The 25,557-nt window shown below is 55.9% G+C and carries 21 protein-coding genes; 10 read left to right on the top strand and 11 right to left on the bottom strand.

Annotated features, from left to right (window positions below; all coding sequences use genetic code 11):
• The first annotated feature begins 113 nt into the window (after nucleotides 1-113).
• Entirely contained in the window at nucleotides 114-449 is a 336-nt protein-coding gene (locus B5F39_RS14495) for a GNAT family N-acetyltransferase (RefSeq protein WP_204245127.1), read from the top strand.
• Between the two features lie 129 nt (nucleotides 450-578).
• Here B5F39_RS14495 and B5F39_RS13595 read toward each other — a convergent pair whose 3' ends face one another.
• A complete protein-coding gene (locus B5F39_RS13595) occupies nucleotides 579-2,102 on the bottom strand; it encodes an ATP-binding protein (protein WP_087368625.1) in 1,524 nt (507 codons plus the stop codon).
• A 179-nt stretch (nucleotides 2,103-2,281) separates the two neighbouring features.
• On the opposite strand from B5F39_RS13595, the gene B5F39_RS13590 reads away from it, so the two are divergent.
• Nucleotides 2,282-2,677 (top strand): AlpA family phage regulatory protein, encoded by a 396-nt coding sequence (locus tag B5F39_RS13590; protein ID WP_143330764.1) that lies wholly within the window; start codon nucleotides 2,282-2,284, stop codon nucleotides 2,675-2,677.
• A 281-nt stretch (nucleotides 2,678-2,958) separates the two neighbouring features.
• On the opposite strand, the gene B5F39_RS13585 is transcribed toward B5F39_RS13590, so the two are convergent.
• Genes B5F39_RS13585 through B5F39_RS13575 form a run of 3 tightly spaced genes read right to left on the bottom strand, consistent with a single transcriptional unit; the run spans nucleotide 2,959 to nucleotide 6,032 of the window.
• On the bottom strand, nucleotides 2,959-4,479 hold the full coding sequence (locus tag B5F39_RS13585) for a tripartite tricarboxylate transporter permease (RefSeq protein ID WP_087368621.1): 1,521 nt from the start codon (nucleotides 4,477-4,479) through the stop codon (nucleotides 2,959-2,961).
• Between the two features lie 27 nt (nucleotides 4,480-4,506).
• On the bottom strand, nucleotides 4,507-4,995 hold the full coding sequence (locus B5F39_RS13580; RefSeq protein WP_087368618.1) for a tripartite tricarboxylate transporter TctB family protein: 489 nt from the start codon (nucleotides 4,993-4,995) through the stop codon (nucleotides 4,507-4,509).
• Nucleotides 4,996-5,045: 50 nt separating this feature from the next.
• Nucleotides 5,046-6,032, bottom strand: a complete 987-nt coding sequence (locus B5F39_RS13575) for a tripartite tricarboxylate transporter substrate binding protein (protein ID WP_204245126.1) — start codon at nucleotides 6,030-6,032, stop codon at nucleotides 5,046-5,048.
• 614 nt (nucleotides 6,033-6,646) lie between these two features.
• Here B5F39_RS13575 and B5F39_RS13570 point away from each other — a divergent pair.
• Nucleotides 6,647-7,699: a uroporphyrinogen decarboxylase family protein gene (locus B5F39_RS13570; RefSeq protein WP_087368616.1), complete on the top strand. Its 1,053-nt coding sequence runs from the start codon at nucleotides 6,647-6,649 to the stop codon at nucleotides 7,697-7,699.
• Here B5F39_RS13570 and B5F39_RS13565 read toward each other — a convergent pair.
• Complete coding sequence (locus tag B5F39_RS13565) at nucleotides 7,666-8,616, bottom strand: LysR family transcriptional regulator (protein WP_087368615.1); 951 nt, start codon at nucleotides 8,614-8,616, stop codon at nucleotides 7,666-7,668. The genes B5F39_RS13570 and B5F39_RS13565 overlap by 34 nt on opposite strands.
• An 82-nt stretch (nucleotides 8,617-8,698) precedes the next feature.
• Here B5F39_RS13565 and B5F39_RS13560 point away from each other — a divergent pair, with 82 nt between their 5' ends.
• Nucleotides 8,699-10,000, top strand: coding sequence for an L-serine ammonia-lyase, iron-sulfur-dependent, subunit alpha (locus B5F39_RS13560; RefSeq protein WP_087368613.1), 1,302 nt, complete (start codon nucleotides 8,699-8,701; stop codon nucleotides 9,998-10,000).
• A gap of 77 nt (nucleotides 10,001-10,077) precedes the next feature.
• Here B5F39_RS13560 and B5F39_RS13555 read toward each other — a convergent pair whose 3' ends face one another.
• A complete protein-coding gene (locus B5F39_RS13555) occupies nucleotides 10,078-11,493 on the bottom strand; it encodes a Na+/H+ antiporter NhaC family protein (protein WP_087368611.1) in 1,416 nt (471 codons plus the stop codon).
• Nucleotides 11,494-11,530: 37 nt separating this feature from the next.
• Nucleotides 11,531-12,892, bottom strand: a complete 1,362-nt coding sequence (locus tag B5F39_RS13550; RefSeq protein ID WP_158096071.1) for an amidohydrolase family protein — start codon at nucleotides 12,890-12,892, stop codon at nucleotides 11,531-11,533.
• 626 nt (nucleotides 12,893-13,518) lie between these two features.
• Between B5F39_RS13550 and B5F39_RS13545 the strand changes: the two genes are divergently transcribed.
• A complete protein-coding gene (locus B5F39_RS13545) occupies nucleotides 13,519-14,709 on the top strand; it encodes a dicarboxylate/amino acid:cation symporter (protein ID WP_087368607.1) in 1,191 nt (396 codons plus the stop codon).
• A gap of 149 nt (nucleotides 14,710-14,858) precedes the next feature.
• On the top strand, nucleotides 14,859-15,452 hold the full coding sequence (gene plsY, locus B5F39_RS13540; RefSeq protein WP_087368605.1) for a glycerol-3-phosphate 1-O-acyltransferase PlsY: 594 nt from the start codon (nucleotides 14,859-14,861) through the stop codon (nucleotides 15,450-15,452).
• Here plsY and B5F39_RS13535 read toward each other — a convergent pair.
• A complete protein-coding gene (locus B5F39_RS13535; RefSeq protein ID WP_087368664.1) occupies nucleotides 15,418-15,942 on the bottom strand; it encodes an N-acetyltransferase in 525 nt (174 codons plus the stop codon). The two genes, plsY and B5F39_RS13535, sit on opposite strands and share 35 nt — an antisense overlap.
• Before the next feature lie 106 nt (nucleotides 15,943-16,048).
• A complete protein-coding gene (gene pgsA / locus B5F39_RS13530; RefSeq protein WP_087368603.1) occupies nucleotides 16,049-16,597 on the bottom strand; it encodes a CDP-diacylglycerol--glycerol-3-phosphate 3-phosphatidyltransferase in 549 nt (182 codons plus the stop codon).
• Between the two features lie 301 nt (nucleotides 16,598-16,898).
• On the opposite strand from pgsA, the gene rpsO reads away from it, so the two are divergent.
• The 3 genes from rpsO (at nucleotide 16,899) to dut (ending at nucleotide 20,044) form a co-directional block, all read left to right on the top strand.
• A complete protein-coding gene (gene rpsO / locus B5F39_RS13525; protein ID WP_087368601.1) occupies nucleotides 16,899-17,165 on the top strand; it encodes a 30S ribosomal protein S15 in 267 nt (88 codons plus the stop codon).
• Nucleotides 17,166-17,279: 114 nt separating this feature from the next.
• Nucleotides 17,280-19,607, top strand: a complete 2,328-nt coding sequence (locus B5F39_RS13520) for a polyribonucleotide nucleotidyltransferase (protein ID WP_087368599.1) — start codon at nucleotides 17,280-17,282, stop codon at nucleotides 19,605-19,607.
• Nucleotides 19,607-20,044, top strand: a complete 438-nt coding sequence (gene dut / locus B5F39_RS13515; RefSeq protein ID WP_087368597.1) for a dUTP diphosphatase — start codon at nucleotides 19,607-19,609, stop codon at nucleotides 20,042-20,044. The genes B5F39_RS13520 and dut overlap by 1 nt, the downstream gene beginning before the upstream one ends.
• A gap of 771 nt (nucleotides 20,045-20,815) precedes the next feature.
• On the opposite strand, the gene B5F39_RS13510 is transcribed toward dut, so the two are convergent.
• Entirely contained in the window at nucleotides 20,816-21,586 is a 771-nt protein-coding gene (locus B5F39_RS13510; protein WP_239391301.1) for a hypothetical protein, read from the bottom strand.
• 271 nt (nucleotides 21,587-21,857) lie between these two features.
• Entirely contained in the window at nucleotides 21,858-23,396 is a 1,539-nt protein-coding gene (locus B5F39_RS13505; RefSeq protein ID WP_087368596.1) for an S-layer homology domain-containing protein, read from the bottom strand.
• A gap of 918 nt (nucleotides 23,397-24,314) precedes the next feature.
• Here B5F39_RS13505 and B5F39_RS13500 point away from each other — a divergent pair.
• A complete protein-coding gene (locus tag B5F39_RS13500) occupies nucleotides 24,315-25,469 on the top strand; it encodes a site-specific integrase (protein WP_158096070.1) in 1,155 nt (384 codons plus the stop codon).
• Nucleotides 25,470-25,557 lie beyond the last annotated feature (88 nt).

Here is a 25,557-nt window from a genome sequence, read left to right as displayed (position 1 = left end):
TTCACTCTCTCCTAGATTTTCAAGGAAGAAGTTCGACTGCGGCGAGGAGGCGCTGAACTTGTACCTCAAAAACATAGTTTCTCAGGATGTGAGGCGAAATCCCGCAGTATGTTATGCTTCCTGGTGGACGCGACGAAGTAATCGGATATTACACGCCCTCGGCAGCCTCTGTATTGCTGGACTCCTTGCCGGGATACAGAGCTGGAAAGCTGCGCTATCCGGTGATCCCGGCGGCTTTGCTTGGCCGCCTTGCAGTCGCCCATCGCTTTATTGGTGAAGGGCTCGGCAAGGTGTTGCTCTACGACGCTATCGAACGGACGAGACGAGCGGAGATCGCCTGCTATGCCGTGATAGTCGACGCGAAGGACGAGAAAGCAAGGGATTTCTATATTGCTTTCGGATTCGAACCTTTCAAGATATCACCGCTGAAACTTTTCTTTGTACTCTAATCTGCCGCATATCTTACGATCCACTAGCAATACTCAAGCTGATGAATAAGCAAGTCAGGTGTATTAAAAATTCCGCAATCACAAACGCAGAAAAAGAGATTTGAGTCTACATTATCGCTGATCCTTCCATTATTCGCTGACGGAATCGCTGATTTTTGAATCGCTGATTTTATATTTACGATTTCGATTGTTTCCTTCAGCTATTATAAGGCCTTTATCGGCCAATTCATTGAGGATTTGCCGCGTTCTCGGCGCTTTAAGGCCCAGATATTCAGCGATTTCGTGTGTAGTACATTCTGCTCTATCCCGCAGCAATTGAATTATTTTTGCTGTTTTGTGATTCGCCTTCTCATGTAGATTTTGTTTAGGAGCGGCATCGACCGTTTTTTCATCAGATACATGGCTTTTCTTTTTCGAGTCGCTCATAGGCAGTATCAAAACAGTCCTGTCCGGATTGTATGACTCTTCTACCTCCGGCTCTCTCCAGCCCTGTTTTTTCCACACGGCGTAGATGTCGGGGACGCCGCTGCCGGCGCGCTCTCCTATGCCTATAAGATTTAGCATCTTCATTATTGTTTTGTTGCGCGGGTCCGACACACCTCCTTTGAGCATTTGCGCCTTTCCGATTCTTATTCCGCCAGGATTCTCAAAAACAATGCGGTCTGGGTGCTTCAAGATGACGATACCTTTAGGCAGGAAAAAATCAGCATTGATGATACAGTTGGCAAATGCCTCCCTCATGGCTCTATGTACGGGGGTATCATCGACTCTTACTATTCCATCCAGCTTAAACGGAATTTTGATGTCTTGAGTAAACTTAGGGATAACGCGGAACAGAAACTCATATAAATTCCCAGACCAATCTCCGGTGCCGCTATACACTCTGTCAGTCCAACGCGTCGCCGGGTCAAGCTCTTCCCTGTAGTCCAGAAAATATTCAGGGAATTCATAGTTGATCCTGTAATCGTATCCGAACATAAGCAGCCCGGCCGCCGTGGGATATAGCGCGCCGTCGTCTCCTATCTTAGCGGCCCCGATGCGCTCAAGGTAATCGTGGTCCTGCAAATCTCTCCAAACATGCGTCTCTTTATGAGCTACATGGCGGTTGCGATAGCTGTGTACAGACTCGTAATCCAAATCCGCCAATGACCGCGCGGTCAATATTTTCGCATCCGTACTATCGTCAGGCTGGTCGCGGAGCATAGCTTTGATTTCGCTCTTTGTGCAATGGTAGTCCCCTTCCCAGTTGCGCCGGAAAGTTCCGCCGAAAATATTGTCGTTTATATAAACTGGCCTGTCTTCCCTGTTGGCGGGGGGGATATGAACAACCAGCACAACATCCCCGTTGTCCATGACATAGGATTGGACGTCTTTGTCCATTAAAAGGTTGATAGAAACTTTCTTGGGATTGTTTACCATGTCAAAAAGTTCCTTTTTCAGCCGTCTGTCGTCTGCCAATCCTGTCGTCGTGATGCTCCCGTCAGCGTTTTCAATTGCGCCCAGGATGATCACGCCCCCGTCGCAGTTCGCAAATGAAGAGTATGTCTCCCACAACGAACCGGGGAGCCCTCCGCTTGCCCTTTTAACTTCGAGACGGTTATTCTCTTTATATGAATAAAACTTCTTAATGTCGAACTCGTGCTCCTGCGCCATATCGTCCCTCACGTTTTTATTTGTCAGTTACTGAGTATATTATATGAATAATTGCAGCAAAACAACCCGATGAAAGTATGCGTCATGGCGTTTTCCACGCGCAAACGTCCGGCAGAGAATAACGCAGTTATCCACTGAGTGTCGCGCATATCTGTCTTACGCCTCAGTACCGTCTTGATATGGCGGGCGTTGACGGCATGGATGTTTACCTCGCTGTAGAAGCAGAGGGCAAGCATGCAGGCGCCTCATTTACATACTTTACGGCGATTGGCCGTCGTGAAAGGTTGTTTAGCTGGGAGGAGCCGTGCCATAATATGATTGTCAAAGGAAAACGATGCGCATCGTTGAACAACATAGAAACGTGCAATAGAAAGGATAGCAAAAAGATGGTTGAAAGTATGTTTTATGATTTAGGCGAAATTCAGCAGCTTACGGGCTGGAGCAGATCGACAGTCCTGCGTCGTGTAAAGGCCGGACATTTCCCGCAGCCTATCAACTTAAAGCTATACGGAGCCGGAACACGTAAGGCTCTGCAAAGGCTGCGCTCTGACGTAGCAAACTGGCTGGCCGCATAACTTTTTATTTGACAAGATGCGCCACTGCTCCTATGCTACTTGTAGCATTCCAAATATTTGGAATGGGCAGGGCGCAGTCTAGTGTATGACTGGATTTAGCTTGTACCTTCTTGACACCATTTTTAACCTAACACGAGTCCGAATGCGGCTCGTTTTTTTGTGCTTTTTCCCTGTATTGATCAGTGTTATATAGTATAAAGAGAAGCCGGGCTGTTGTGCGCAGCTCCGGTTTCTCTTTTATCGGGGGATGGCCGTCAGGCTGGTTTTGCTATGCGCGTGTTTTACGCGGTTTTGCCTTTTGCCGAGCGTTTTTCGAAGTAGCTCATAAACACCGGAATCAGTGCGAAGAGTATGATTATGAGCATTATTATCATGGCTATCGGGCGGTGGAAGAAGTAGGTTACAAGGTCGCCTCTCGCAAGTATCATAGCGCGGCGGAAATTGCTTTCGAGTATTCCGCACAGCACCATTCCGAGGATGAGCGGCGGCGTTTCGAATCCGTACATCTTCATGAAGAAGCCTATCACGCCGAAGAGTATCATTATGAACACCTCTTCCATGCTGTAGTTGAGCGCGTATGTGCCGATGACGGAGAAGGCGATGATTATGGGAACGAGTACCGCGTTCGGGACGAGGCAGACGCGCGCGAACTGCTTCGTGAGCCCGAGACCGAGTATGCCCATCAGGATGTTGGCGAGTATGAACCCGATGAATATGGCGTATGTGCTTCCCGCCTGGGGCCCTGTGAAGAGCGAGTTGCCGGGAACCATGCCGTGCATGAGCAGTCCTCCGTACATTATCGCCGTAACGGCGCTGCCGGGGATGCCGAGCGTGAATAGCGGTATCATGGCGCCGCCGCAGGCGGAGTTGTTGGCAGCCTCGGAGGCGGTGATGCCTTCCATCGCGCCGTGTCCGAACTTTTCCGGCGTTTTAGAGAATTTCTTGGCGAGGCTGTAGTTTATCCACGAGGATATGGCCGCGCCGGCCGCGGGGACGAAGCCGATGAACGTTCCGATTAGAGAGCTGCGTATCATCGTCGGCATGATGGTCTTAAACTCTTCCTTCGTCGGGAAACGGCGTCCTCTCAGCGCCGCAGCCGGGTCGTCCACTATCATTCCCTTGCCCTTTATCATGTCGGCGACGAGTATCAGCGCCTGCGCCATGCTGAAGAGTCCGACCAGGACCGGCGTGTAGTCTATGCCGTTTTCAAGATACATCGAGCCGAATGTGAAGCGCGAAACTCCCGTGATGGGGTCAAGTCCGACCGTGCCGAGCAGAAGCCCGAGCGCCGCCGAGAAAAGCCCTTTCGAGAGATTCTTTCCGACGAGGCCGGAGACTACGAGCAGACCGAAGCATGCGACGAGGAAGTATTCAAGCGCGGAGAAGCGCAGCGAGAGTCTGCCGAGCGGCGGGGCGAAGAATAGGAGCAGGAAGCCGCCGACGAGGCCACCGAATACGGAAGCTATGGTGACTACGCTGATCGCCTCCATGCCGCGCCCCTGCTTCGTAAGCTCGTAGCCGTCTAGCGCGGTCGCGGCGGACGCCGCGGTGCCGGGCGTCTTGCAGAGCGTCGCGGTGATGGAGCCGCCGTAGACGCCCGAGGTGTAGAGCGCCGCCATCATCGTCAGCGCCGCCGCCGGGTGCATGTTGAAGGTTATCGGTATCAGCAGGGCGACGCCGACGGATGGGCCGAGTCCGGGGATTATCCCTATTATCATGCCGGATACGACGCCTATTACCAGCGACACCATGCATTCAAGGTTGCAGAGAACGGCGAAGCCGTCCATTATTGCCTGAAGCATAAGTTAATAAACTCCTTTCAGCCGGATTTATTTGAACCTGAACAGGTCGCCGAGCAGTCCGACGCGGTGTATCGGCAGGCCGAGGACAGGGACGAAGGTTATGTAAATGACCACGGTGTAGATGATCGTTACTACGATTATCTTTTTCCAGCTTCCGGCTTTAAGATAGCGCATCAGGGCGATAAGGAAGACGGGCGTGGAAGCGAAGTAGCCGAGCCACCAGAAGAGCGCAAGATAGGCGAGGCAGATGGCGTAGGCGATCAGAGGCTCCTTGCTGTCCTTGATCGTATATGCGTAGTTGTAGCCCGGCGCTCCCGAGGCCGCGGCGGCCTTGGTGGCGCGCATCCCCTTCATGATGATGCTGGCGGAAAGGACGCACATGGCGGTGAGAAGAAAGCATGGGAGCACTTTTGCGCCGGCGGCGTTGATCGACGTCCATCCGTAGGCGAGGAACGCCGCGCAGACGATCAGCAGCCCCGTGCCTATGTATACGTCGCGATGCATTTTATGATTCATAAATTCATCTCCACATTTTCATACGTTTAAGAGAAAGAAAAAAGGGGGAGTTACTTTATCCCCCATATCTCCTTGCGCGTTTCGAGCTGGCTGTTCAGCAGGTCGGCATAGGCGTCTCCGCTCGTCGTGTCCACCTGAAGCCCCATCGACTCCATACCCTTGATGTAGTCGGGGTCTTCCATGCACTTGAGCATGGCGGCGAGCACCTTGTCTACGATAGCCTTGTCCACGCCCTTCGGGTAGAAGAAGCCGCGGCAGGCGAACGCTATATAGTCTCCGCCGTTGATCTCCTTAAGCGTCGGCACTTCGGGGAGGAACTTGGAGCGCTCCGGCGCGAATACGCAGAGCGTCTTCAGCTCTCCGCTCTGGCGCTGGATGTAGACGTCGCCGACCGATGCGAAATAGACGTCGATATCTCCGGCGAGAAGCATACTGCGTCCGTCGCTGGCTCCGTCAACGGGAACGGTGATGATCTTCGTGCCGTAGGTCTTGTTGAACCACTGCGCGGTGCTCGCGTCGCCGTCGGTGATGCCGCTCGTCTGCGCCGTTACGAGCACGTCGTTGTTCTTGGCGTATTCTATGAATGATTCGAGGTCGGTGAAGCGCGTCTCGTTACTGCGGATGGCGAGGACGTTGTAGTCTATGACCTGATTGCAGAGAAGCTGAACGTCGTCCAGCGTTATCGTCCTCGGCGTCACGTCGTCGTACGCGCCGGTGACGAAGTTGTGGTTTATCATGCCCATCGTGTACCCGTCGGGAGCGCTGTTTTTGATGACGTCGGTCCAGCCGATCCAGCCGCCGGAGCCTGTGACATTTTCAATAAGGATATTTACGCCAAGCTCTTTTGTAAGCAGCTTTTGTATATTGCGCGCCCCTACATCTGTACCCGAGCCGGCAGAGAACGGAACAACGATTGTAATTGATTCTTCTGGGAATTTTTCAACGGAACTCGCCGCGCTTCCGCAGGCAGCGAACCCAAAAGTCATTGATGCCGCGACGCCGATAGACAACAATGTGCGCATCATGCTGAATTTCATTTTCTGTCTCCTCCTTAAAATACCTTAAAACTCCATCATAACTGTTTGCGCCGGAATTCATCAGCCGTGTTTTCCGCATTGCCACGGCGTTGGTTGTGCCTAATAAATCCCTCCCTCTCTTTGTTAACATAACAGCAGACTATACAGAACCAATATCCATGTAAAGCCATGCTATATAAATGACTTGCAAAATATTTACCCTGTGCGTGTCGTGGTTATTATATTTTCCCCGGAAAGCGGCCCACAAACAATTTTTTATCTCAAAGCTACAACTAAAAGGCTGTAAGATGATGAATATCATATATGAGGTTGATTCATGCCTTAAGTTTTAACTGTAGTTTTTCATAAAAGCTTTAAGATAATTAGATAAATCTGGAATTACAGTTTTACAGTTGTGACGGCCAGCCTATTATGTGTTGGACTCTCGTCCTCGCCAGCGCCTATCATAAAGGCATGAACTGTTTGCCCGTTTTCGGCGTTGGAAATGCCTGTGCGAATTAGAATTCAAGCTCCCAAATAATGGAAATATGAGGATAGTATCAGCAGCTTAGGCTGTTTTTGCCGCCGGCCGTGAGGCCGGATTTGATTTGCTTTCAGCGTGAAAGGATATTTAGATGATAGAAACTACTAAAACCGAGAGAGTCCGCGCGGCGGTCGCGGGGGAGCGGACGGGGCGCATTCCTTATTCTTTCTGGACGCATCTGCCGGGCATCGACCTAGACCCCGAGCTTCTCGCGGAAAAGACCTACGAATTTTACAAGGAATACGACATCGACGTCATAAAGACGATGAACAACGGCATGTACGCCGTGGAGGACTTCGGCTGCACCGTCGATTATTCGGAGATAAAGAAGGGCGGAGCCGCGAAGCTGACTAGCACGCCTATAAGCCGTCCCGAAGACTGGGACAAGATCGAGGAATGCAGCGTGGAGAAGGGCTCGCTCGCGAGGGAGCTTTATTCGCTGCGGCTTCTGCTCGAGCGTTTGAAGAAGGACGGCGAGGACGCGCCTGTGCTTTTCACCGTGTTCAGTCCGATGACTATCGCCGATAAGCTGTCCGCGAAGAAGATGCTTACGCATATAGAGGAAGGACACGGCGATAAGGTCAAAGCCGCGCTTGAAAGGATAGCGCGCACGACGGCGGCGCTCGCGGAGCGCGCGATAGAGCTGGGGGCGGCCGGCGTATTCTTCGCCTCGCAGATGAGCAATTACGACGCCGTTTCCGCGGATATGTACAGGGAGTACGGCGCTCCGTACGACAGGCTTGTCCTCGCGCGCTGTTCGGGCGGCTGGATGAATACGCTGCACGCTCACGGCGGCAACATCATTTTCGAGATACTCAAGGATTATCCCGTCCAGGTTTTCAACTGGCACGCGTGGGAATCGCTGCCCTCGGTCGCGGCGGTCCGCGCGCTCACCGGCAAATGCCTGATGGGCGGCATGAACCGCATGGACATAACTAACGGCGACAGAAACGCCATCACCGAGCAGATTTACCAGAGCTGCACGCTGACCGGAGGCCGCGGCCTCATACTTACGCCGGGCTGCGTGATACGCTATCCGCTGGACAAAGAGGTGCTGCATTTCATCCGCACTGTGAAGGACGAGGTGGAGGCGTTTTTATACGAGGAAGCTTACGCGTCCGCGCCTGTGCCGCTTGAAGCGTAGAACTGCTTTGCGATTTTTGTGAACGCCCTGGCCGCCAGAGAGAGGTATTTATCTTTCAGGCGGCTGAGCGTTATCCAGCTCCGTCCCTCCTCGTACAGAAGCGGAAAAAGCGTGGCGCTGCTCAAAAGCTGGCGGCTAAGCGGCGACTGAGGCGCGGCAAGGAAGCTGTTGGGGCAGACGCATATTCCTGCGCCGCCGCAGCACAATGACAACATACTTATGGTGTTTCGCGTCTCAATGACTATGTTCGGCTGAAAGCCTTCTTCGCGGCATGCTCCGTATAGCACCTGTCCGAGCCAGGTGTCGGCGTTGATGCCGATGAACGGGCATTTGCCGAAGAAACTCAGCGGTACCGGCTCGTCCTGCGGAAAGGGCGCGCGCGTGCCGAAGTAGTGGTCGAGTATCTGATTCGGCACGACTATCTGAGTCGTCTCGAGGTATAGGCGCTCGCTCGCGAGCCGTTCCGCATCGTCGAGTTCGAAGCCTATCGTCAGGTCTGTCTTCTTGGCGTAGAGCGCTTGTGTTATGGTGTTGCTGTCGCCCTCGACTAAATGAATTTTTATCTGTGGGAACTGCTTTTGAAAGGCGATCACAAGCGGCGGCAGAACGACAGCGCTGCGGGAGCTTGGTATCCCGATGGTAAGGTCGCCGCGCTGGAAGTCACGCAGGTCAGAGAGCTGCTTTTCGAGGTTAGCCTTCTCCTCGAGGATGGATTTGGCGCTTTTTAGGAAATATCCGCCCGCCTCAGTAAGTTGGAGCGGTATCCCGCGGTCGAAGAGAGGAAGACCGAATTCATGTTCGAGCTTGTGTATGTGGGCGCTGAGCGACTGCTGGGAAATATACAGGCGGTTCGCCGCTTTTGAGAAATTCATCTCCTCCGAGAGGACGACGAAATATTCGAGATTCAGGAAATTCATGCGTTGACCTGTCCTTTCTTCAGCGCCGCTTTACGCGAACCTTGGGCGGCTTAATAAAATTCAATAAAAAGGAGATTTGCTTATGAAACAAATCGATTATAAAAATCATCTTAACATCCTGCGCCATGAACTTCAAGTCGCGCTCGGATGTACGGAGCCGATAGCCATAGCCTACGCCGGCGCGAAGGCGAGAGAAGTCCTCGGGAAAATGCCTGAGTCGTGCCATATCAGGTGCAGCGGCAACATCGTCAAGAACGTCAAGGGCGTGACGGTGCCGAACTCGGGAGGGCTTCGCGGAATGGAAGTCGCGGCTGTGCTTGGGATCGTAGGAGGCGACCCGAACCGCGAGCTGGCGGTGCTAGAGGGCGTAACAGACGAAGACCGCGCGCTGACGAGGAAGCTCCTTTCCGAAAAGTACTGTACCTGCGAGCTTGTCAAGGGTGTCGAGAACCTTTATATCACCGCCGAGGTAAAAGCCGGCGGAGACAGCGTCTCTGTAGAGATACAAGAGCAGCATAACAACATCACAAAAATCGTGAAGAACGGAGAAGTCCTGTTCGAAAAGAATGAGTCGCGCGAGACTGGCGTAGAGCAGGAGGGCGACCCGGAAAAGATAGATATACGTTCGATAATCGAATTCGCTGACTGCGTTGAGATGAAGGACGTCGAACCCATACTGGAGCCGCAGATAAGGTACAACAAGGCTATATCGGAGGAAGGTCTTCACGGGGAATGGGGCGTGCAGGCGGGGAAGAGCCTGCTCGCGCGCGCGAAAGAACCTGACATACACATAAAGGCCAGGGCCGCGGCCTCCGCCGGCAGCGACGCGCGCATGGCGGGCTGCCCGCTGCCTGTCGTCATCAACTGCGGCAGCGGGAACCAAGGCATTACGGTGACGATGCCCATAGTCGCCTACGCCGAAGAGTACGGCGCGGACGCGGAGCTGACATACCGCGCGCTCGCCCTCGCCAATCTGCTCGCCGTCCATCAGAAAAAGTACATCGGGAGGCTTTCGGCCTACTGCGGCGTAGTCAGCGCCGCGGCAGCCTCCGCCTGCGGCGTCGCCTATATGCTGCTGCGAGGCAGGGGGGCGGATACGGAGGAGGTCTACGGCGCTGTATGCCGCACAGTCACGAACGGTATATGTACGATAGGCGGAATGGTATGCGACGGCGCGAAGTCAAGCTGCGCCACGAAAATCAGCGTCGCGGTCGAGAACGCGCTGATGGCTATGGACCTCGCAATGGAGGGGCATGTGTTTCAGCCCGGCGAGGGGCTTACGATGGACGGCGCGGAAGAGACGATTCAGGCCGTAGGACGCATGGGGCGCGAGGGAATGCGCGAGACCGACATTGAGATACTGAATATAATGCTTGGGCATTAGTAAACATAAGGAAAATAAAAAAGAACGGCGGAAGGCTTCGAGCCCCGCCGTTCTTTTTTATCGGCTGACAGCGTAGCTTAAATTACAAACCCAAGCACCCCGTACAGCACCATCGAGACTAGCGCGAATCCTACGGCGTAGGGGATCTGCGTTTTTACGTGGTCGATGATGTTGCAGCCGGTCGTGGCGCAGGACATTATCGTCGTGTCGGATATGGGTGAGACGTGGTCGCCGAATATCGAGCCGCCGAAGAGCGCCCCGGCGACGAGCGGCACGTCCATCCCCATGTTTATCGCCATCGGCAGAGCTATGACGGACATTATCGCCATCGTGCCCATCGACGTGCCGGTCGCGAAGGAGAGCATCATCGATATGATGAAGGTCAGGAGCGGCAGAAGCTCGGGGACGAGCGCGCTCATGAATATCGACGACAGATAGTTGCCGGTGTCTAGCTGCTTGACGAGCGTCCCCATCGTGAGGCCGAGCAGCAGGATGCAGGCTATCGGCAGCATCGTCGCCATGCCCTTGAGCATTTCGCCGACGAGGCGTTCGAGATTGTAGAGCTTCTCGACGCGGCACATGACGGCTATGACGAAGACGGAAATCATGCAGCCCCAGAGCAGCGACTGCATCCCGTTTCCGGCGGTCGGGTTGCCGTCGCCCGTCACGATGAGCACGGCGAGGATGACGCCGACCATCATGAGCATCGGGACGAGCATGTTCTTCATGCGCGGCACGACGTCGCGCTTGACCGTCGCGGCGGCCTCTTCCTCCTCGGGCGCGGAGCGCGGGTCGTCGAGTTCGCCCGTCGTCTCGGCGCGGAGTTCGGCCTTCTTCATACCGCCAAAGTCGAGCGGCATGAATGTTGAGAGCATGGAGAACACTATCGCGATTATACAGTAGAAGTTGAGCGGTATGGAGCGCATGAGCGTGGATATCGCCTCGCCTTCGGAGACGCCGCCCGAGGTGAGGTAGCCGGTCATCGCGGCGAGCCAGCCGCTGAGCGGGAAGAGGACGCACCACGGCGTCGAGGTGGTGTGTACGAGGAAGGCGGCCTTTTCGTGCGAGACCTTCATCGTGTCGTTGAGCGGGCGCGAGACGGAGCCGGTCACCATGCAGCTAAGCGAGCCAGACGTGAATACGACGATGCCGAGCAGCCAAGTGAAAAATTCGGCGGATTTCTTCGTTTTTATGATTCCCTTCTTCTTCACCATGATGTCTACGAAGCCGTCGATTCCGCCCGAGTGCTCGATAAGGTAGATAAGAGCGCCGATGAGGAACATCGACATGATGACGATCGTGTTCCCGCTGCTTTCAAAGGTGTGTACGATGCTGTAGAATGCGCCGTTGATTCCGGTGAATACGTTCCAGCCGCTCAGTATAAGAGAAGCTAGCGTTATGCCTACGAATAGAGCGACGAATACGTTCTTGATGATGAGCGCGAGCGCTATCGTCACGACCGGCGGCACAACGGACCAAAAACCGAATTCCATTTTATGATTCCTCCAATATTTTTATTTGCTCTTTTAACTACTTGCGCACGGAGCGCCCAAGCACGCCGTCGACGACGCGGCAGTCCTTCGCCGCGAGCTTTCCGCCTATCCATACGCTGTCGATGCCCTCGGGCGGCAGGACAGGCTCCATGAAGGTTGCGCGGTCGCGTATCTTCGCAGGGTCGAATACTACGACGTCGGCGTCCGCTCCGGGCGTCAGCCGTCCCTTGTTTTTGAGCCCGAGCTTGTCCGCCGGCATTACCGTCGCCATTCGCACGGCCTCGTACAGCGGCAGCTTGCCCGTCCTTACGTATTCGGCGAAGAGGCGCGGGAATGCGCCTGCCGCGCGCGGATGGCCCTGCCCGTGGTTCATGATGCCGTCGCTTGCCAGCATGACGTTGGGATGCGCCAGAGCCATGTCTATGTCGGCCTCAGCCATGACGTAGCAGACGGTCAGGCAGTCCGGATTTTCGCGGCGCACCTCGTTGAATATCTCTTCCGTGCATCTCTGTCCGCGGTACTTGCCCTCGCATATCTCGACGGCGTCGTAGCCGCAGTTGTAACGCTCGCGCCAGCCGTCGTCGTAGGTCGTCGAGCCTATCATGGTGGAGAAGGCCGTGTAAGGGTAGCAGTCGCAGCTCGCGTCCATGCCGCCGATGCGGTATTCGTCTACGAGGCGCAGGAGGTCGCGCATCTGCCCGAAGCCGCCCATCGAGCCGATGTGCGATACCTGAGCCGCTACGTCGAGCTCGCGCCCCGCGTCGAGAAGCTCGCGCGCCGCAGGAACTATCATCGCCGCGTCGTCGCGGACGTGCGCCGCTATCACCTTGCCGTCTTTGCGGCATGGCGCCGCCGCGCGGCGAAGCTCCTCCGCGTCGATGCCCGGCACGTAGCGTATGCCGAAAGAGACGCCCAGGCATCCCTCGTCCAGCGCCCGCGCCGCGTGCTTTTCTATCGCGCGCAGCTCGTCTTCCGAAACGTGGGAATATTTGTCGCCGTGTCCGGCGCTCTCGCGCAGATATGCGTGCCCCGCGAACATGCCGACATTCACCGCAGCGCCCTCGCGGTCTATTACGCCGAGATACTCGCCCGGCTCGTGGACGTTGAGGCCGCATTGTCCGCCTATCGCCGTCGTCACGCCCATGCGCAGCATACAGTTGAAAATGGCCCTTTCCTCGTCGCGGTAGAGAGTCCCGTCATCGTTCAGCGGGTCCTCGTGCATATGTATGTCGATGAATCCAGGCGCTACGGCTCGCCCGGCGGCGTCTACAATCTCGTCTGCCTCCGGCTCGCTTTCCGTGACGGCGGCTATCTTGCCGTCCTCCATCAGGACGTTTAGTACGCTTTGTATCCTGTTGGCGGGGTCGAGAACGAGTCCGCCCTTTATCAAAGTTCTCATCTCAGGCGCTCCTTTCGTCTTTCCGCGGCGCTTCATAATATAGTTACGAAACTTTTGCACAATAGCGTCGCCGCAGCAAGCGCACATATTATATGTCAAAAATCATTTTTTTCAACTAAATTACAGAAAAATCTTCGTCCGAATTGCAAGTTGTCCTATTTTTGCGTAATTTTGGTTCAAAGTCGCCATAGTCGTGAGACATGGCCGAAGAACACAAAAAATTATGCTTAATAAATATAACTATATATTATATATTAAGCAAATAATAAATTATTTTTGAAAAATTCACGCGCCGCGCACAACCATTTTGTTCCGCTGAGCGATCGGGGGCGCGCCGGAGATATAGACAAAAGCGCGGCTTTTGGTATGATAAATAAAAGAGTTCCATTATAGGTTTGTCCGCGCCCGCGCGGTGTAAAAACATAGCGGCGGCGTATATCGCACAGTCAGTCCGGTAAAACCGCAGCCGCCGCACATTGTACCAGGAAGGAGGATGAGCGACAGAGCGGGCCGTCAACTGCGCCATACTGCGCGTATGAGCGCGCCGCGCGCACTTGCGGAGATGCGCGCCGGCGCGGAAGCGCATTGTGCAATCCATTACATCTGAAAGCAAGGAGTGGATATCCATGAAGTTTCTCACCAGCCTGCCTATGAAACTTTTGCTCGGCGTCATACTGGGCGTCGCAGCGGGACAGGCCGCGGGCGCCGGCCTGATGAACGTCGTCGTGACCGTGCGCTATATCCTCGGTCAGCTCATACTGTTCTGCGTTCCGCTCATCATCATAGGTTTCATCGCGCCGTCTATAACGCTGCTCGGCAGCAACGCCTCGCGGATGCTCGGATTCGCCGTCGCCATCGCCTACATATCGTCGATAGGCGCGGCGTTCTTCTCGACGGCGGCGGGCTACGTCCTGATACCGAACCTCTCCATCGTCTCGAACGTCGAGGGGCTTCAGTCGCTTCCAGACCTCGTCTTTAAGCTCGACATACCGCCCGTCATGTCCGTCATGAGCGCCCTCGTCTTGTCGATGTGCATCGGACTCGCGGCGGCGTGGACGAAGGCGGCCTCCATTACGAACGCGCTCGAAGAGTTCCAGCGCATCGTCCTCGCGATAGTCTCGAAGATAGTCATCCCAGTGCTGCCGTTCTTCATCGCCTTCACCTTCTGCTCTCTCTCCTACGAGGGCAGTATAACGAAGCAGCTTCCTGTGTTTATCCAGGTTATACTGATAGTCATGGCCGGCCATTATATATGGATGGCCCTGCTCTACGGAATCGCCGGAATCTATTCCGGCAAGAATCCGTTCGACATAGTAAAGAACTACGGCCCGGCCTACATCACGGCCGTCGGCACTATGTCCTCGGCCGCGACGCTCGCAGTCGCCCTGCGCTGCGCGAAGAAGTCGGAGCCGCCTCTGCGCGACGACATGGTGGACTTCGGCATCCCGCTCTTCGCCAACATCCACCTCTGCGGCTCCGTCCTTACGGAAGTCTTCTTCGTCATGACCGTCTCTAAGATTCTCTACGGCGTGATTCCGCCGGTAGAAACGATGGTGCTCTTCTGCCTGCTGCTCGGTATATTCGCGATAGCGGCTCCCGGCGTCCCCGGCGGCACAGTCATGGCGTCGCTCGGCCTCATCACCGGCGTGCTGGGCTTCGACGAATCGGGGACGGCGCTCATGCTGACGATATTCGCGCTTCAGGACAGCTTCGGCACAGCCTGCAACGTCACCGGCGACGGCGCGCTCACGCTGATGCTCACGGGCTACGCCGACAAGCACGGCATCAAGCCGCACGACGTGGAAAGGATAATGTAGCGGCCGCGTTGCGACGCCGGCGCGCGCGCAGGGCGGGGGCGTCGGGCCTCCGCTCCGTTCCTGCGTGAGGCGGATTTGACTTGTTCGCGCGCGCGGCGTACAATCGGCGTGGCTTTTGCCGTCCTTATTATGATACGCGGGTGATAATTATGGGCTTCATACTTTGCGCTCTCTTCGGCTACCTCGCAGGCTCGTGCCCGACCGGCTACCTCGCCGTGAAATACGCGCGCGGCGCGGACATACGGTCATACGGCTCGGGCAACACCGGCGCGACGAACGTAGGCCGCCTGATGGGGAAGAAATGGGCCGTCGCCGTCGCCGTCTTCGACATGCTCAAGGGCGGCCTCGCGCTGCTCGCGGCCTCGCGCTTTACGTCATCGCCCTCGCTGCTCGCGCTCACGGGAGTATGCGCCGTCCTCGGCCACAACTATCCCGTCTGGCTCGGCTTCAAGGGGGGCAAGGGGGTGGCTACGACTTTCGGCGTCATCGCCTTCTTCGACTTTTTCACGCCGTGGCCCGCGCTCTTGGGCGGCCTCGTCTGGTACGCCGTCATGCGTTTCACGAAATATGTCTCCGTAGCCTCGCTCGCGGGGCTCTTCGCCGCGGCCCTGCTCACCTTTTTATGGGGAATGCCGAAGCCATACGCCGCGGCCGCGCTCTTCCTCGCCTGCCTCTCGTCGTGGCGTCACCGCGCCAACATAGCGCGCCTCATGGACGGCACGGAGTCGAAGGTGAAGTCGTAGCGCGGACGGACTGCGGCCACAGCCGGCGCAGCATCACGTATTCTTCGCCCTCGCCGCGGACTACTTCAAATCCGGCCCTGAGATACATTTTCACGGCGTAGTTGGCCCTTTGTACTGAGAGGGAGACGCGCTTGTAATTCCTTTGTTTAAGCAGGCGGAGCATCTCGCCGAGCATGGCCGTGCCGGCGCCGCGCCCGCGGTATTCTTTCAGCACCGCTATAGCGAGCGAGGGCGTTTCGCCGTCCACGTGACCGTAGTCGTCCATGACGCGCGCCCATATCGCGCCTATGACGCGCCCGTCCGCTTCGGCGGCGAGCGCCGCGTCGTCCCTTCTTTTGCCGAAATCCTCGATATATACACGGAGCTCCGGCAGCCTCACTATCGAACGCGGCGGCGCTGGAGCCCCCTCGGGCACGAAAACGGCCTCGTATAAAAAATCCTCGAGCAGCACGTATTCATGCTCAGCCATCGGCCTGACGGCGAAGCGCATAGTTTTCTGCCCCCATTCGCGATTTTCCGGAACGCCCGGCAAAACGAAGCCGCCCGCGCCTTTCGCGTGAGCGGCCTGTACCTTAAGCCCTTTTCCCGTAAATCCGTCAGCTCAGCAGATCCATGCTGTTGCGTATATACTCGATGCCGGACCACACTGTGAGAACGACGGCGAGCCACATCACTGCCATTGCGCCGGGGATGTTGAAGAGCAGCAGTATTATCCCGATTATCTGAGTCACCGTCTTGAGCTTGCCGCCCTTCGAGGCCGCTATCACTACGCCCTCGGAGGCTGCGACCATGCGGAGGCCGGAGACTATGAACTCGCGCGATATTATCACGACCACCATCCACGCCGGGAAACGGTGCAGCTCGACCAGCGCCGTAAGCACTGCTATGACGAGTATCTTGTCGGCTAGCGGGTCGATGAATTTTCCGAGGTTCGTGACAATGTTGCGCTTGCGCGCGATATAGCCGTCCACCGCGTCCGTAATGGAAGCGACTATGAAGACGGCGGCGGCTATGAGGTCTCCGACGTTCAGCCCCATGAACGAGCCGAGCTGTCCGCGGAGCGTAAGGAATACGAGTATGACGGGAACCAGTATCACCCTGAAAAGGCTGAGCATGTTGGGCAGATTCCACGGCGACGACGGCATTTCCATTCCTCCGTATGCGCGTCCGCGCACAGGCGGCGCGCGCGTTTTTGCGTTTCGTTATTTATATCATAAAAAGCGCGTTTTTGACACGGTAAACGGCGCGCGCTGGCCTTTTTTGCCTTTGCCGCCGGGCTCGGGCGCGCGCCCTTCGCCCTCATTTTGCGGGAAAACCGCGCCGGGGCTTGCCGGACGCCAGCCTATCTGTTAATATACCTCGTACCTTCTACACGGACATGCGTCTCCAAAACATGCCTGAGTTGAGGGAATATGGGCGTAACAGGCCCGGAACGGAGTGATAGGTATGATAGAGAAGGATAAGAAGCAGTCGATAATCGAAGAGTACAAGACCCACGAGGCGGACACCGGCTCTACCGAGGTACAGGTCGCCATCCTCACGGCGCGCATCCGCGAGCTCACCGAGCACATGAAGGTCCACAAGAAGGACTTCCACAGCCGCCGCGGTCTCCTCATCATGGTAGGAAAGCGCCGCAGGCTCCTCCAGTACCTCAGGAACAAGGACTTCGGACGCTATCAGACGCTCATCCAGCGCCTCGGACTCCGCCACTGATCCCAAAGCGGATTTTCGGCACATTTTAACGGCGAAAGGGCTCTCCCTTTCGCCATTTTTTATTATTTTGTGTTATCCTTCTTTACGTGATGATAATAGGCAGGAGGAATAATCTTGAAGAAAATCTACGAACTTGATTTCTACGGCAAAAAATTGTCGTTTGAAGTCGGACGCATGGCGAAGCAGGCCAACGCTGCGGTACTCGCGAGACACGGCGACACGGTGATACTCGTTACTACCGTGCTCGCGGAGAAGGCGCGCGAAGGGCTCGACTTCTTCCCGCTGCTCGTCGATTACGAGGAACGCTACTACGCGGCGGGCAAGGTCCCCGGCGGCTTCATCAAGCGCGAGGGCCGTCCCTCCGAATCCGCTATACTCAGCGGACGCATGATCGACCGCTCGATACGCTCCCTCTTCCCGGAATGGATGCGCCACGACGTCCATGTAGTCGCGACGGTAATGTCGGTAGACCAGAAGAATCCAGCGAACATTCTCGGCATCAACGGCGCTTCTCTCGCGCTCGCCATATCCGACATCCCGTGGAACGGCCCGATAGGCGCGGTGCGCATCGGCTGCATAGACGGCAAGCTCGTGGTCAACCCCGACGAAAAAGACCTTCCGAACAGCACGCTCGACCTCACAGTCGCGGGACACCGCGGCGGAATAACGATGGTCGAGGCCGGGGCGAAGGAAGTCTCCGAAGACCTCCTCGTAGACGCGATGGAGCTCGCGAACGAAGCGATTGGCAAGATAATGGACTTCATCGACGAAGTCGTAGCCGAGATAGGCAAGCCGAAAGCCCAGCTCCCCGCGCCCGAGGTCATAGAAGAGATCGATAACTGGATGCGCGACAACCTCACAGACGAAATATACGCGGCCGTGCAGATAAACCAGAAGCAGCCGCGCGGCGCGGCGATAGCGGCGGCCCAGCAGAAAGCCGAGGACTTCTTCGCCGAGAGCTATCCAGATTCTTCGAAATACATAGCCTCCGTAATGGACGAAATGGTAAAGAAGGCGGTGCGCCGCCTGCTCCTCGTCGATAAGAAACGCGCCGACGGACGCGCGATGGACGAGCTCCGCCCGATAACCTGCGAGGTGGACATACTGCCGATGACCCACGGCTCGGCGCTCTTCACGCGCGGCGAAACGCAGTCCCTCGGCGTCACCACCCTCGGGATGATGGGCACCGACGACCAGGTCATGGACGGCCTCAAACTCGACGAGCCGTCGAAACGCTTCATCCTTCACTACAACTTCCCGCCGTACTCCGTCGGCGAGGTGCGCCCGATGCGCGGCCCCGGACGCCGCGAAATAGGGCACGGAGCTCTTGCGGAACGCGCGCTGCGCGCGGTATTCCCCGAAGAAGAGTCGTTCCCGTACGTCGTGCGCCAGGTCTCCGACATACTTGAGTCCAACGGCTCCAGCTCCATGGCCTCGGTATGCAGCGGCAGCCTCGCCATGATGGCGGCCGGCGTCCCCATCAAAAAAGCCGTCGCGGGCATAGCGATGGGCCTTATCGCCGACAACGGCCAGGTCTGCATCCTCACCGACATCCAGGGCCTCGAGGACCACTACGGAGACATGGACTTCAAGGTCGCCGGCACGCGCGACGGCGTAACGGCGCTCCAGATGGACAACAAAGCCGGCGGCATCACGCGCGAGATACTCACGCAGGCGCTCGCCCAGGCGAAGAAAGGCCGCTACCAGATACTCGACATAATGGACGCCGTGATCTCAGAGCCGCGTCCCGAACTCTCGCCGACCGCGCCGAAAATCGTCACCTTCAGCATCGACCCTGAAAAAATACGCGACGTCATCGGCTCCGGTGGAAAGACGATACGCGGCATAGTCCAGCAGACCGGCGCGAAGATAGACGTCGAAGACAGCGGCAAAGTCAGCGTCGCGGCGGTCAACGAAGACGCCGCTGCGATGGCCGTCAAGATAATAAAAGACCTCGTCCGCGAAGTCGAGCCCGGGGAGACCTTCGTCGGCACGGTCACGCGCATGCTCACCTTCGGAGTGTTCATCGAGGTACTGCCCGGCAAAGAGGGGCTGCTCCACGTCAGCGAAATCAGCAACTACCGTGTGCCATCCGTCGAAGACGCATTCGAGATAGGCGACAAAGTGCTCGTCAGCGTCAAAGAAATAGACGACATGCACCGCGTCAACCTCACGCGCAAGAAGCTGCTCGACAAGCTCGACGAGCTTGCGCAGGAGCCTGAATTCAGCGAGCAGGTGCTCGTGGAGAAGGCGCGCGAAGAGCGTTACTCACAGTTCCCGAAAGGCGGAGGCGAGCGCCGTGACGGCGGACGCGACCGTGACAGGGGAGGCCGCGACCGCGACAGAGGCGAACGCCACGAACGCCCGCGCGGAGGCGACGACTTCGAAGGCGAAAAGCAGCACCGTCCAGCGCGCCGCTTCGAACGCGAGCGCAAAAACTGATGGACGTAATAAAAGTTAAAGTGAAAGCCGCGGACGGCGTCACGCCGCCCGCCTACGCCACGCCGGGGGCCTCCGGCATGGATCTCCGCGCGAGCGAAGCCGCAGTCATAAAAGCCGGCAAGCGGGGTATAGTGGGCACTGGGATATATATCGAACTCCCGGAGGGCTGCGAGGCGCAGGTGCGCCCGCGCAGCGGCCTCGCGCTCAAGCACGGAGTAAGCGTGCTCAACGCCCCAGGCACGATAGATTCAGACTATCGCGGCGAAATCCGCGTCATCCTGATAAACCTCGGCGAAGAGGACTTCGCGATAGAGCCAGGCGACAGGATAGCGCAGATGGTATTCGCCCCGGTCGCGAAAGCTGAACTTGAAATCGTGAGCGAACTCGGCTGCACCGAGCGCGCGGAAGGCGGCTTCGGAAGCACCGGAAGAAAATAGCGCGCCCCGCCAATAACCAAAAAACAAAACCCCCGCGCAGAAACGGCGAAACGCCGCGGAAACGCGGGGATTTTTTATATCACTGTGATGGCGGAAATGCAGTAGGAATGATATCGTTGATTGACTGTTTACTTATATAATCGCTTATATAGCTTTAACTTTACACACAAAAACTATGTCGTCCCGCAATGCCCCTGTGCGGGACCTCCGTCCAGCGCCACGCAGCCTCACCATTGTGGCTATATCACTTTGGGTTTAGGCTCGGTGTTTAGAGCGGAGGTTCCGCGGAGCCTGCCCCGCTTCATCGGGTACAGAAAATTCGCGGAACGACGGTGTTTTTTATGCAAAAGTTAAACTAATATAACTGTACAAACAGGCCGGGCAGCATCATGTCACGCCGCGCTTGGCGCAGCATCTCGCGGCATTATGTGTGAGTCTTCAAAGTTTGACTGCACGAGGTTACGTGCCCTCCGAGGAACATACCCGGCAGTAATCTTGTCCCGCGGAGATTTTTTGTGTCCGCTATTCGGACAGCGCGGGGCGTCCACAGCGGTGCAAGCAAGCGGACAAAAATGTGAAAACGAGCACCTGCGAAGGCTGAGAAGGGCGAAGCATGACGAAGTGCATTCTTTTTATATGGACCAGCTTTATAACATATAGTCGCTAAATAACAAAAAACCCCTCTCGACTCTCGGTCGAAAGGGGCGTTGTGTCAATACGGTTTATTCTGTGTCAATGCCTTGTTCTCTGCTATACAAGTCAAGGCACGCGCTACTGAATAGTGGCAAGCTCGTCAAGCCTCGACTGTACGGTGCTGATTTCGTCGTCGATAGCCTTGAGGCGCGCGGCTTCATCCGCTCTGTCCTTGCGCAGATTTTCAAGGCGCTTGATAAGACGGTCGGTCTCAAGCCGCGCCGCGGTCGCCCCAGCGTAAAGCTTGCTCGGGTCGTCCTTATTGATGTCCCAGAAGAAACGGGCGTTTCTTCCGCGCGAAGATATTATCGCGCTTATGCCGGGGCTCAGCGTTATAGTTACGCGCTTCTGCCCGTCGAGTATATTCTTACCCGTCTTCGGGTCGAAGCGGTTGAAGAACACAAGCCCGTCTTTTTCTCCCTGGAACGGGAAATTCAAACGTTTGTCATAGTCGGCAGGCTCGTATGTTTTATTACCTATAGTCATGTCTATCATCTTATCGAAAGGCCCCGGGTGCATCGTCGGACCGTTGTTTACAAACTCAACTTTTATAGGAATCATCTCGCTGAGATTGAGCATCTGGAGATAGCGGTACTTATAGCGCTCAAGCTCGTCCTGCGTCCAGAGGTTCTTCTCGGCTTCCGCCTGTATCTCCGCTTCCACAAGCTCTGCGGAGTAGTAAGTTACGGCGACCGTCAGGTTGCTGGTGCCGTCCTCATATTTTGCCGTTTTGCGCCATCTCATAAGAATATTGTCTAAAGACGCGGCGTAAGCCGCTGCGCATATTGCCGTTATGAATACGGCTATGGTGAAAATCTTTATCCATGAGGATGTCTTCTGCTTAGTCAATGTTTAATCCTCCTGTGTGGTGGATGTCGTGATGTGGTTAATTGTTTCATCATATTTAGTCAAATAACTAAATAGCATGAAACTTTTGTCTTACTTTTTAGTTGTTAGGCTAAAATTGACGCGAATAACCGCATGGTGAAACCGGACTGGGATTTGTCTTCTGTAGTTAAATGACCATACGGCGGCGTGGCTGGATTCCGTAAGCAGGCGGAGTATACCTAGAAAAAGAGAGACCCTTTCGGGTCTCTCTGAGGATTTCAGCTAGGCTGAATTAGAAGTCGATAGCGGTACGGAAGAGTACTACGCTTTCGTTACCTTTGTAAGCGTTCGCACCAGTGCCAGCACCGTCACCGTAGTCGATGTAGTTGTAGGCGAGCCAGAACTTAATCTGCGGCGTGTACTGATAGCCTATACCAATCGTGTACTGGTCTGTGTCGTCGTAATCAACGCTGTCCCAGTCGGTGGTGAGGTACTGGAGGAAGCTGCTCCATTTGCTGTCGCCCCACTGCTGCTCAGCCGTGATGAGCCACGTCTTGTTCGTGCCGTCCTGTCCAACTGGTCCATTAAGATCAGGGTTGAATATCGCCGGATACTGGTTGGCGGCTCTCGGTCCGATGAAGGAGTTGTCCTGCTCAATGTACTGCACCCACAGCGAGGTAAACTTAAGGAGATCCTGTTTGACATCGAGCATCGCGCTCCAAGCCATCGGGCTGTCCTCGTAGACGGGGTTGTCGCCGAGATCCTGCCAATAGTAGTAGCCACGGAGGGCTATCGCGGGCGTGAAGCTGTAGCTGAGGTACGCGCCATACTGCTGAATGTCGTCGGTTACGACCTGACGTCCCAGTGTGTTATCCGTGACCATGGCATCGCCGTCGTTGTCAAAGAAGATGCCCTGAACACCGAGATAGAAGTTTTCGCTGAAGTTAGCCTGAAGCTTAAGACCATACTCCATGAAATCATTATTATCACCGTAGGTGCTGCTACCATAATTGCTGTCAAGGATATTGAAGTTACGACCGATGAGCAGTTCAGCGTCGAGCATACCGAAGCTCTTCTGGAAGTTGAATCCGTCGTATTTCTGATCCTTCCAGAGTCCACCTTCGTTATCGCCCATTACGCTGTGGTAGAGTCCGGCATCGCCTTCCCAGTCGCTATAGATGCGACCGAGACGGAAGTTGATGTCTCCGGGCAGCTTCATGTTGACGAAGAAACGATCCATGAACCAGTTGTCAAGGTCGCCGTAACCATCGTTGAAGCGGGCGCGGAAGAAGAAGTACGTATTTTCGTCAATGTACTTCGTGACCATCAGACGGGCATAGGCAAAACCAAACTGATTCTTTTCTGGAGTATCTCCAAAAGAATAGGAATTATTGCCATTGTCATCATTGCTCGCGAAGCGGGCGTCGAACCAGAACTGTCCGTTCACTTTCCATCCACCGAGACGGTCCTCAAGCACCGCGACGCGCTTGTCGAGGGAATCGACCTTCACGCCGAGGGCGTCGAGCTCATCCTTGAATTCCATGACGAGCTTCTTGAGGAGTTCCATATCCTGCTTGGAAGCCTTTTCCGCGTCCACCGTCACGAGCGCGCGCGCCACTATCGACGCCATCTCATAACGAGTTGCCGGCTGGGCACCCTTGAATGCACCATCCGGATAGCCAGAAACGATGCCACGGGAGGCGAGGAGGCCTACCGCGTCATACGACCAGTGTCCCTGCGGGACGTCCATAAACGGGTTTGTCGCTGCAAGTGCCGGGGCGGCGAAGGCCACGACGGCTACCATTGCCAATACTGCCATAAACTTTTTCATAGTTAATGTACAACCCCCTTGGTTGTGTTTGTGTGTTTTTGTATTACGGAAATTTCCGCCTCGGGGGCCGCGCTTTTTCGCGTAAGTATCCAATGTTCCCTTGACGCTTATTTCGCACGGTGCTCTTCGGTTTTTCTTTCCGTCTTAAATTTCCGCTCTCCTTTGTTGGCTGGGGGTTGGTTTTCACCTCGCTTTCTTGCCGTCCAGGGTCGTCGCGGAAGTCTAAGCTAATCGGGAGTCCAAATTGTCAAGATGCGTTCCGGCTTTCGCCGTGTCAGACTGCGGTTCTGTCTGTTCGTTATGGATTTTACAATATATTTTTTTTCATCGCATGGGGCCAGAGACCTATGTTTCATATAATTTACATAAAATTGTACAGTTTAAGGATGCTTGTTTAACTTAAGCAATACCCAACGGCAACTTACATGTATTTCGCTGCCGCCGCGCCGTTGTGGTTTTCTCAGCACGCACGCGCTGATATAATGTCTGCGGAAGGGCCTGTGGCAGTGTTTGCCGGGCCTGCCAGCTTGAGGGATTCCCCCGGCAGGAAGGGGGGATGACCGGATGGCAAAGGACGAAAAAAGCCGCTCACTTTTTGAGTGGACGGCTCTAATCGTTAAGCTGCTTACAGCGTTAACGGCGCTTTTCGCAGCTTTGGCGGAATTGCTCCGCCTCCTTTAGCTGATTCCTCACTTGGCCTTGAATGTCTAGGCTGAGTCCCCATCTCAGCTCGGACAGGCCGGAGAGAGGCGTTTTTCCCGCTTTCCCTTCCGGCGGGGCCTCTCTTTTCCTTTCGTAATTATAGCATTTTTCCCGGTTATTTTTATAATCTGCGCAAATTTTGCAAAATCTCCCTGGCGCGGCGCGCATTTACAATCTGTTACACAGGAATTACACAAGAACAGGGAGGTAATGTGTATGACTTTGGTTTATCTTACGCAGGCTATCTGCAACGCGGCCGTCCCGCGCGAGCGGCGCTATGACCTGCGTGACTCGCTTGTCCGCGGCCTTTTTATGCGCGTCGAGGTCTCCGGGCGGAAGACGTGGTATCTGTGTTACCGCACGCCATCGCCCGAGCGGCGGCTGCGTAATAAGAAGATCGCTTCCGCGCTTTATACGCAGCTCGCCGTGGCCAGGCGGATGGCTAGGGAGTATCTCGCCAGGCTTTATCTTGAGCGTATCGACCCGGCCGAAGTGAGTCTGCCGGCGGAGCGCAAGGCTGTTTCGCTGCGCGCGCTTATCGATATGTACGAGCCGTGGGTGTGTTCGCATCAGAAGAGCGGCTCGGTGACGATAAGGGCGCTGCGTCTTTTCGACAAGTTTATGGATATGCCCGCGTGCGCGCTTGACCGCGATACTGTGGAAAGGTGGCGCTCAGAGAACGCGGGGCGGCTGAAGCGCGCAACTATCAACAGGCGCGTCGCGGCTTTGCAGGCGCTTTTCGCGTGGGGGGCGAAGGAAGGGATTCCGGGAGTTTCGGCTTTTCGTCTGCCGAAGCTGGCTCAGACGGATTCTAAGGTCGTGACGCGGTTTTTGAGCGACGACGAGCGCGCTCGCCTTATGTCGGAGCTCGCCGCCCGCGAGGGCAGGTCCGGGCCGGATTATCTGATGCCCGCCGTCGTTCTCAGTCTGAATACCGGGATTCGCAAGGGGACGCTGCTGGGGCTGCGCTGGGAGGACGTGGATTTCGCGTCGCGCACGCTGCGGCTTCGCGCCGAGATTATGAAGTCAGGGCGCGACGCCGTCATGCCGCTGAACGGAGCCGCGCTTTCGGCGCTTTCCGCGTGGCGCGAGAAGGGCGGAGGACGCGGCGGCTTCGTGTTTCCTATGGACGACGGCAGCCGAAGGCGCGATACGGCGCACGCTTTCAAGCGTGTGCTGGATAAGGCGGGGATCAAGAATTTCACGTGGCACTGCCTGCGCCACGACTTCGCCAGCCAGCTCGCTATGAAGGGGGTGCCTATGCATATTATTCAAAAGTTGATGTGTCACGGCTCTATGGCGATGACGCAGCGTTACGCGCATCTTTCTCCAAATTCGCTTGAAGAGGCGGTGCGGCGCATCGCGCCATGATTACACATAGGTTATACACGGGACGCAAACTGCCCGCGCCGCCGCCAGTGGCGCGCCGGGGCTGCGCATTCAAGGGTGCCCAGCCGGC

Origin of the sequence: Cloacibacillus sp. An23 (assembly GCF_002159945.1) — a bacterium.
In the GTDB taxonomy this organism is placed as follows: domain Bacteria; phylum Synergistota; class Synergistia; order Synergistales; family Synergistaceae; genus Caccocola.
This window is presented reverse-complemented; position numbering and strand designations above follow the sequence as displayed.

Excerpts from the sequence above, each read along its gene's own strand:
- B5F39_RS13535 (WP_087368664.1), bottom strand. The coding sequence starts at position 15,942 with ATGCGCTTCGCCGTCAGGCCGATGGCTGAGCATGAATACGTGCTGCTC.
- B5F39_RS13585 (WP_087368621.1), bottom strand. The coding sequence starts at position 4,479 with ATGCTTCAGGCAATAATGGACGGCTTCGCCGTTCTCTGCAACCTTGAA.
- B5F39_RS13505 (WP_087368596.1), bottom strand. The coding sequence starts at position 23,396 with ATGAAAAAGTTTATGGCAGTATTGGCAATGGTAGCCGTCGTGGCCTTC.
- B5F39_RS13570 (WP_087368616.1), top strand. The coding sequence starts at position 6,647 with ATGATAGAAACTACTAAAACCGAGAGAGTCCGCGCGGCGGTCGCGGGG.
- B5F39_RS13580 (WP_087368618.1), bottom strand. The coding sequence starts at position 4,995 with ATGAATCATAAAATGCATCGCGACGTATACATAGGCACGGGGCTGCTG.
- B5F39_RS13565 (WP_087368615.1), bottom strand. The coding sequence starts at position 8,616 with ATGAATTTCCTGAATCTCGAATATTTCGTCGTCCTCTCGGAGGAGATG.
- pgsA (WP_087368603.1), bottom strand. The coding sequence starts at position 16,597 with ATGCCGTCGTCGCCGTGGAATCTGCCCAACATGCTCAGCCTTTTCAGG.
- B5F39_RS13500 (WP_158096070.1), top strand. The coding sequence starts at position 24,315 with ATGACTTTGGTTTATCTTACGCAGGCTATCTGCAACGCGGCCGTCCCG.
- rpsO (WP_087368601.1), top strand. The coding sequence starts at position 16,899 with ATGATAGAGAAGGATAAGAAGCAGTCGATAATCGAAGAGTACAAGACC.
- B5F39_RS13550 (WP_158096071.1), bottom strand. The coding sequence starts at position 12,892 with ATGAGAACTTTGATAAAGGGCGGACTCGTTCTCGACCCCGCCAACAGG.
- B5F39_RS13595 (WP_087368625.1), bottom strand. The coding sequence starts at position 2,102 with ATGGCGCAGGAGCACGAGTTCGACATTAAGAAGTTTTATTCATATAAA.
- B5F39_RS13590 (WP_143330764.1), top strand. The coding sequence starts at position 2,282 with ATGGCGGGCGTTGACGGCATGGATGTTTACCTCGCTGTAGAAGCAGAG.
- B5F39_RS13560 (WP_087368613.1), top strand. The coding sequence starts at position 8,699 with ATGAAACAAATCGATTATAAAAATCATCTTAACATCCTGCGCCATGAA.
- B5F39_RS13555 (WP_087368611.1), bottom strand. The coding sequence starts at position 11,493 with ATGGAATTCGGTTTTTGGTCCGTTGTGCCGCCGGTCGTGACGATAGCG.
- B5F39_RS14495 (WP_204245127.1), top strand. The coding sequence starts at position 114 with ATGCTTCCTGGTGGACGCGACGAAGTAATCGGATATTACACGCCCTCG.
- B5F39_RS13575 (WP_204245126.1), bottom strand. The coding sequence starts at position 6,032 with ATGAAATTCAGCATGATGCGCACATTGTTGTCTATCGGCGTCGCGGCA.
- plsY (WP_087368605.1), top strand. The coding sequence starts at position 14,859 with ATGGGCTTCATACTTTGCGCTCTCTTCGGCTACCTCGCAGGCTCGTGC.
- dut (WP_087368597.1), top strand. The coding sequence starts at position 19,607 with ATGGACGTAATAAAAGTTAAAGTGAAAGCCGCGGACGGCGTCACGCCG.
- B5F39_RS13545 (WP_087368607.1), top strand. The coding sequence starts at position 13,519 with ATGAAGTTTCTCACCAGCCTGCCTATGAAACTTTTGCTCGGCGTCATA.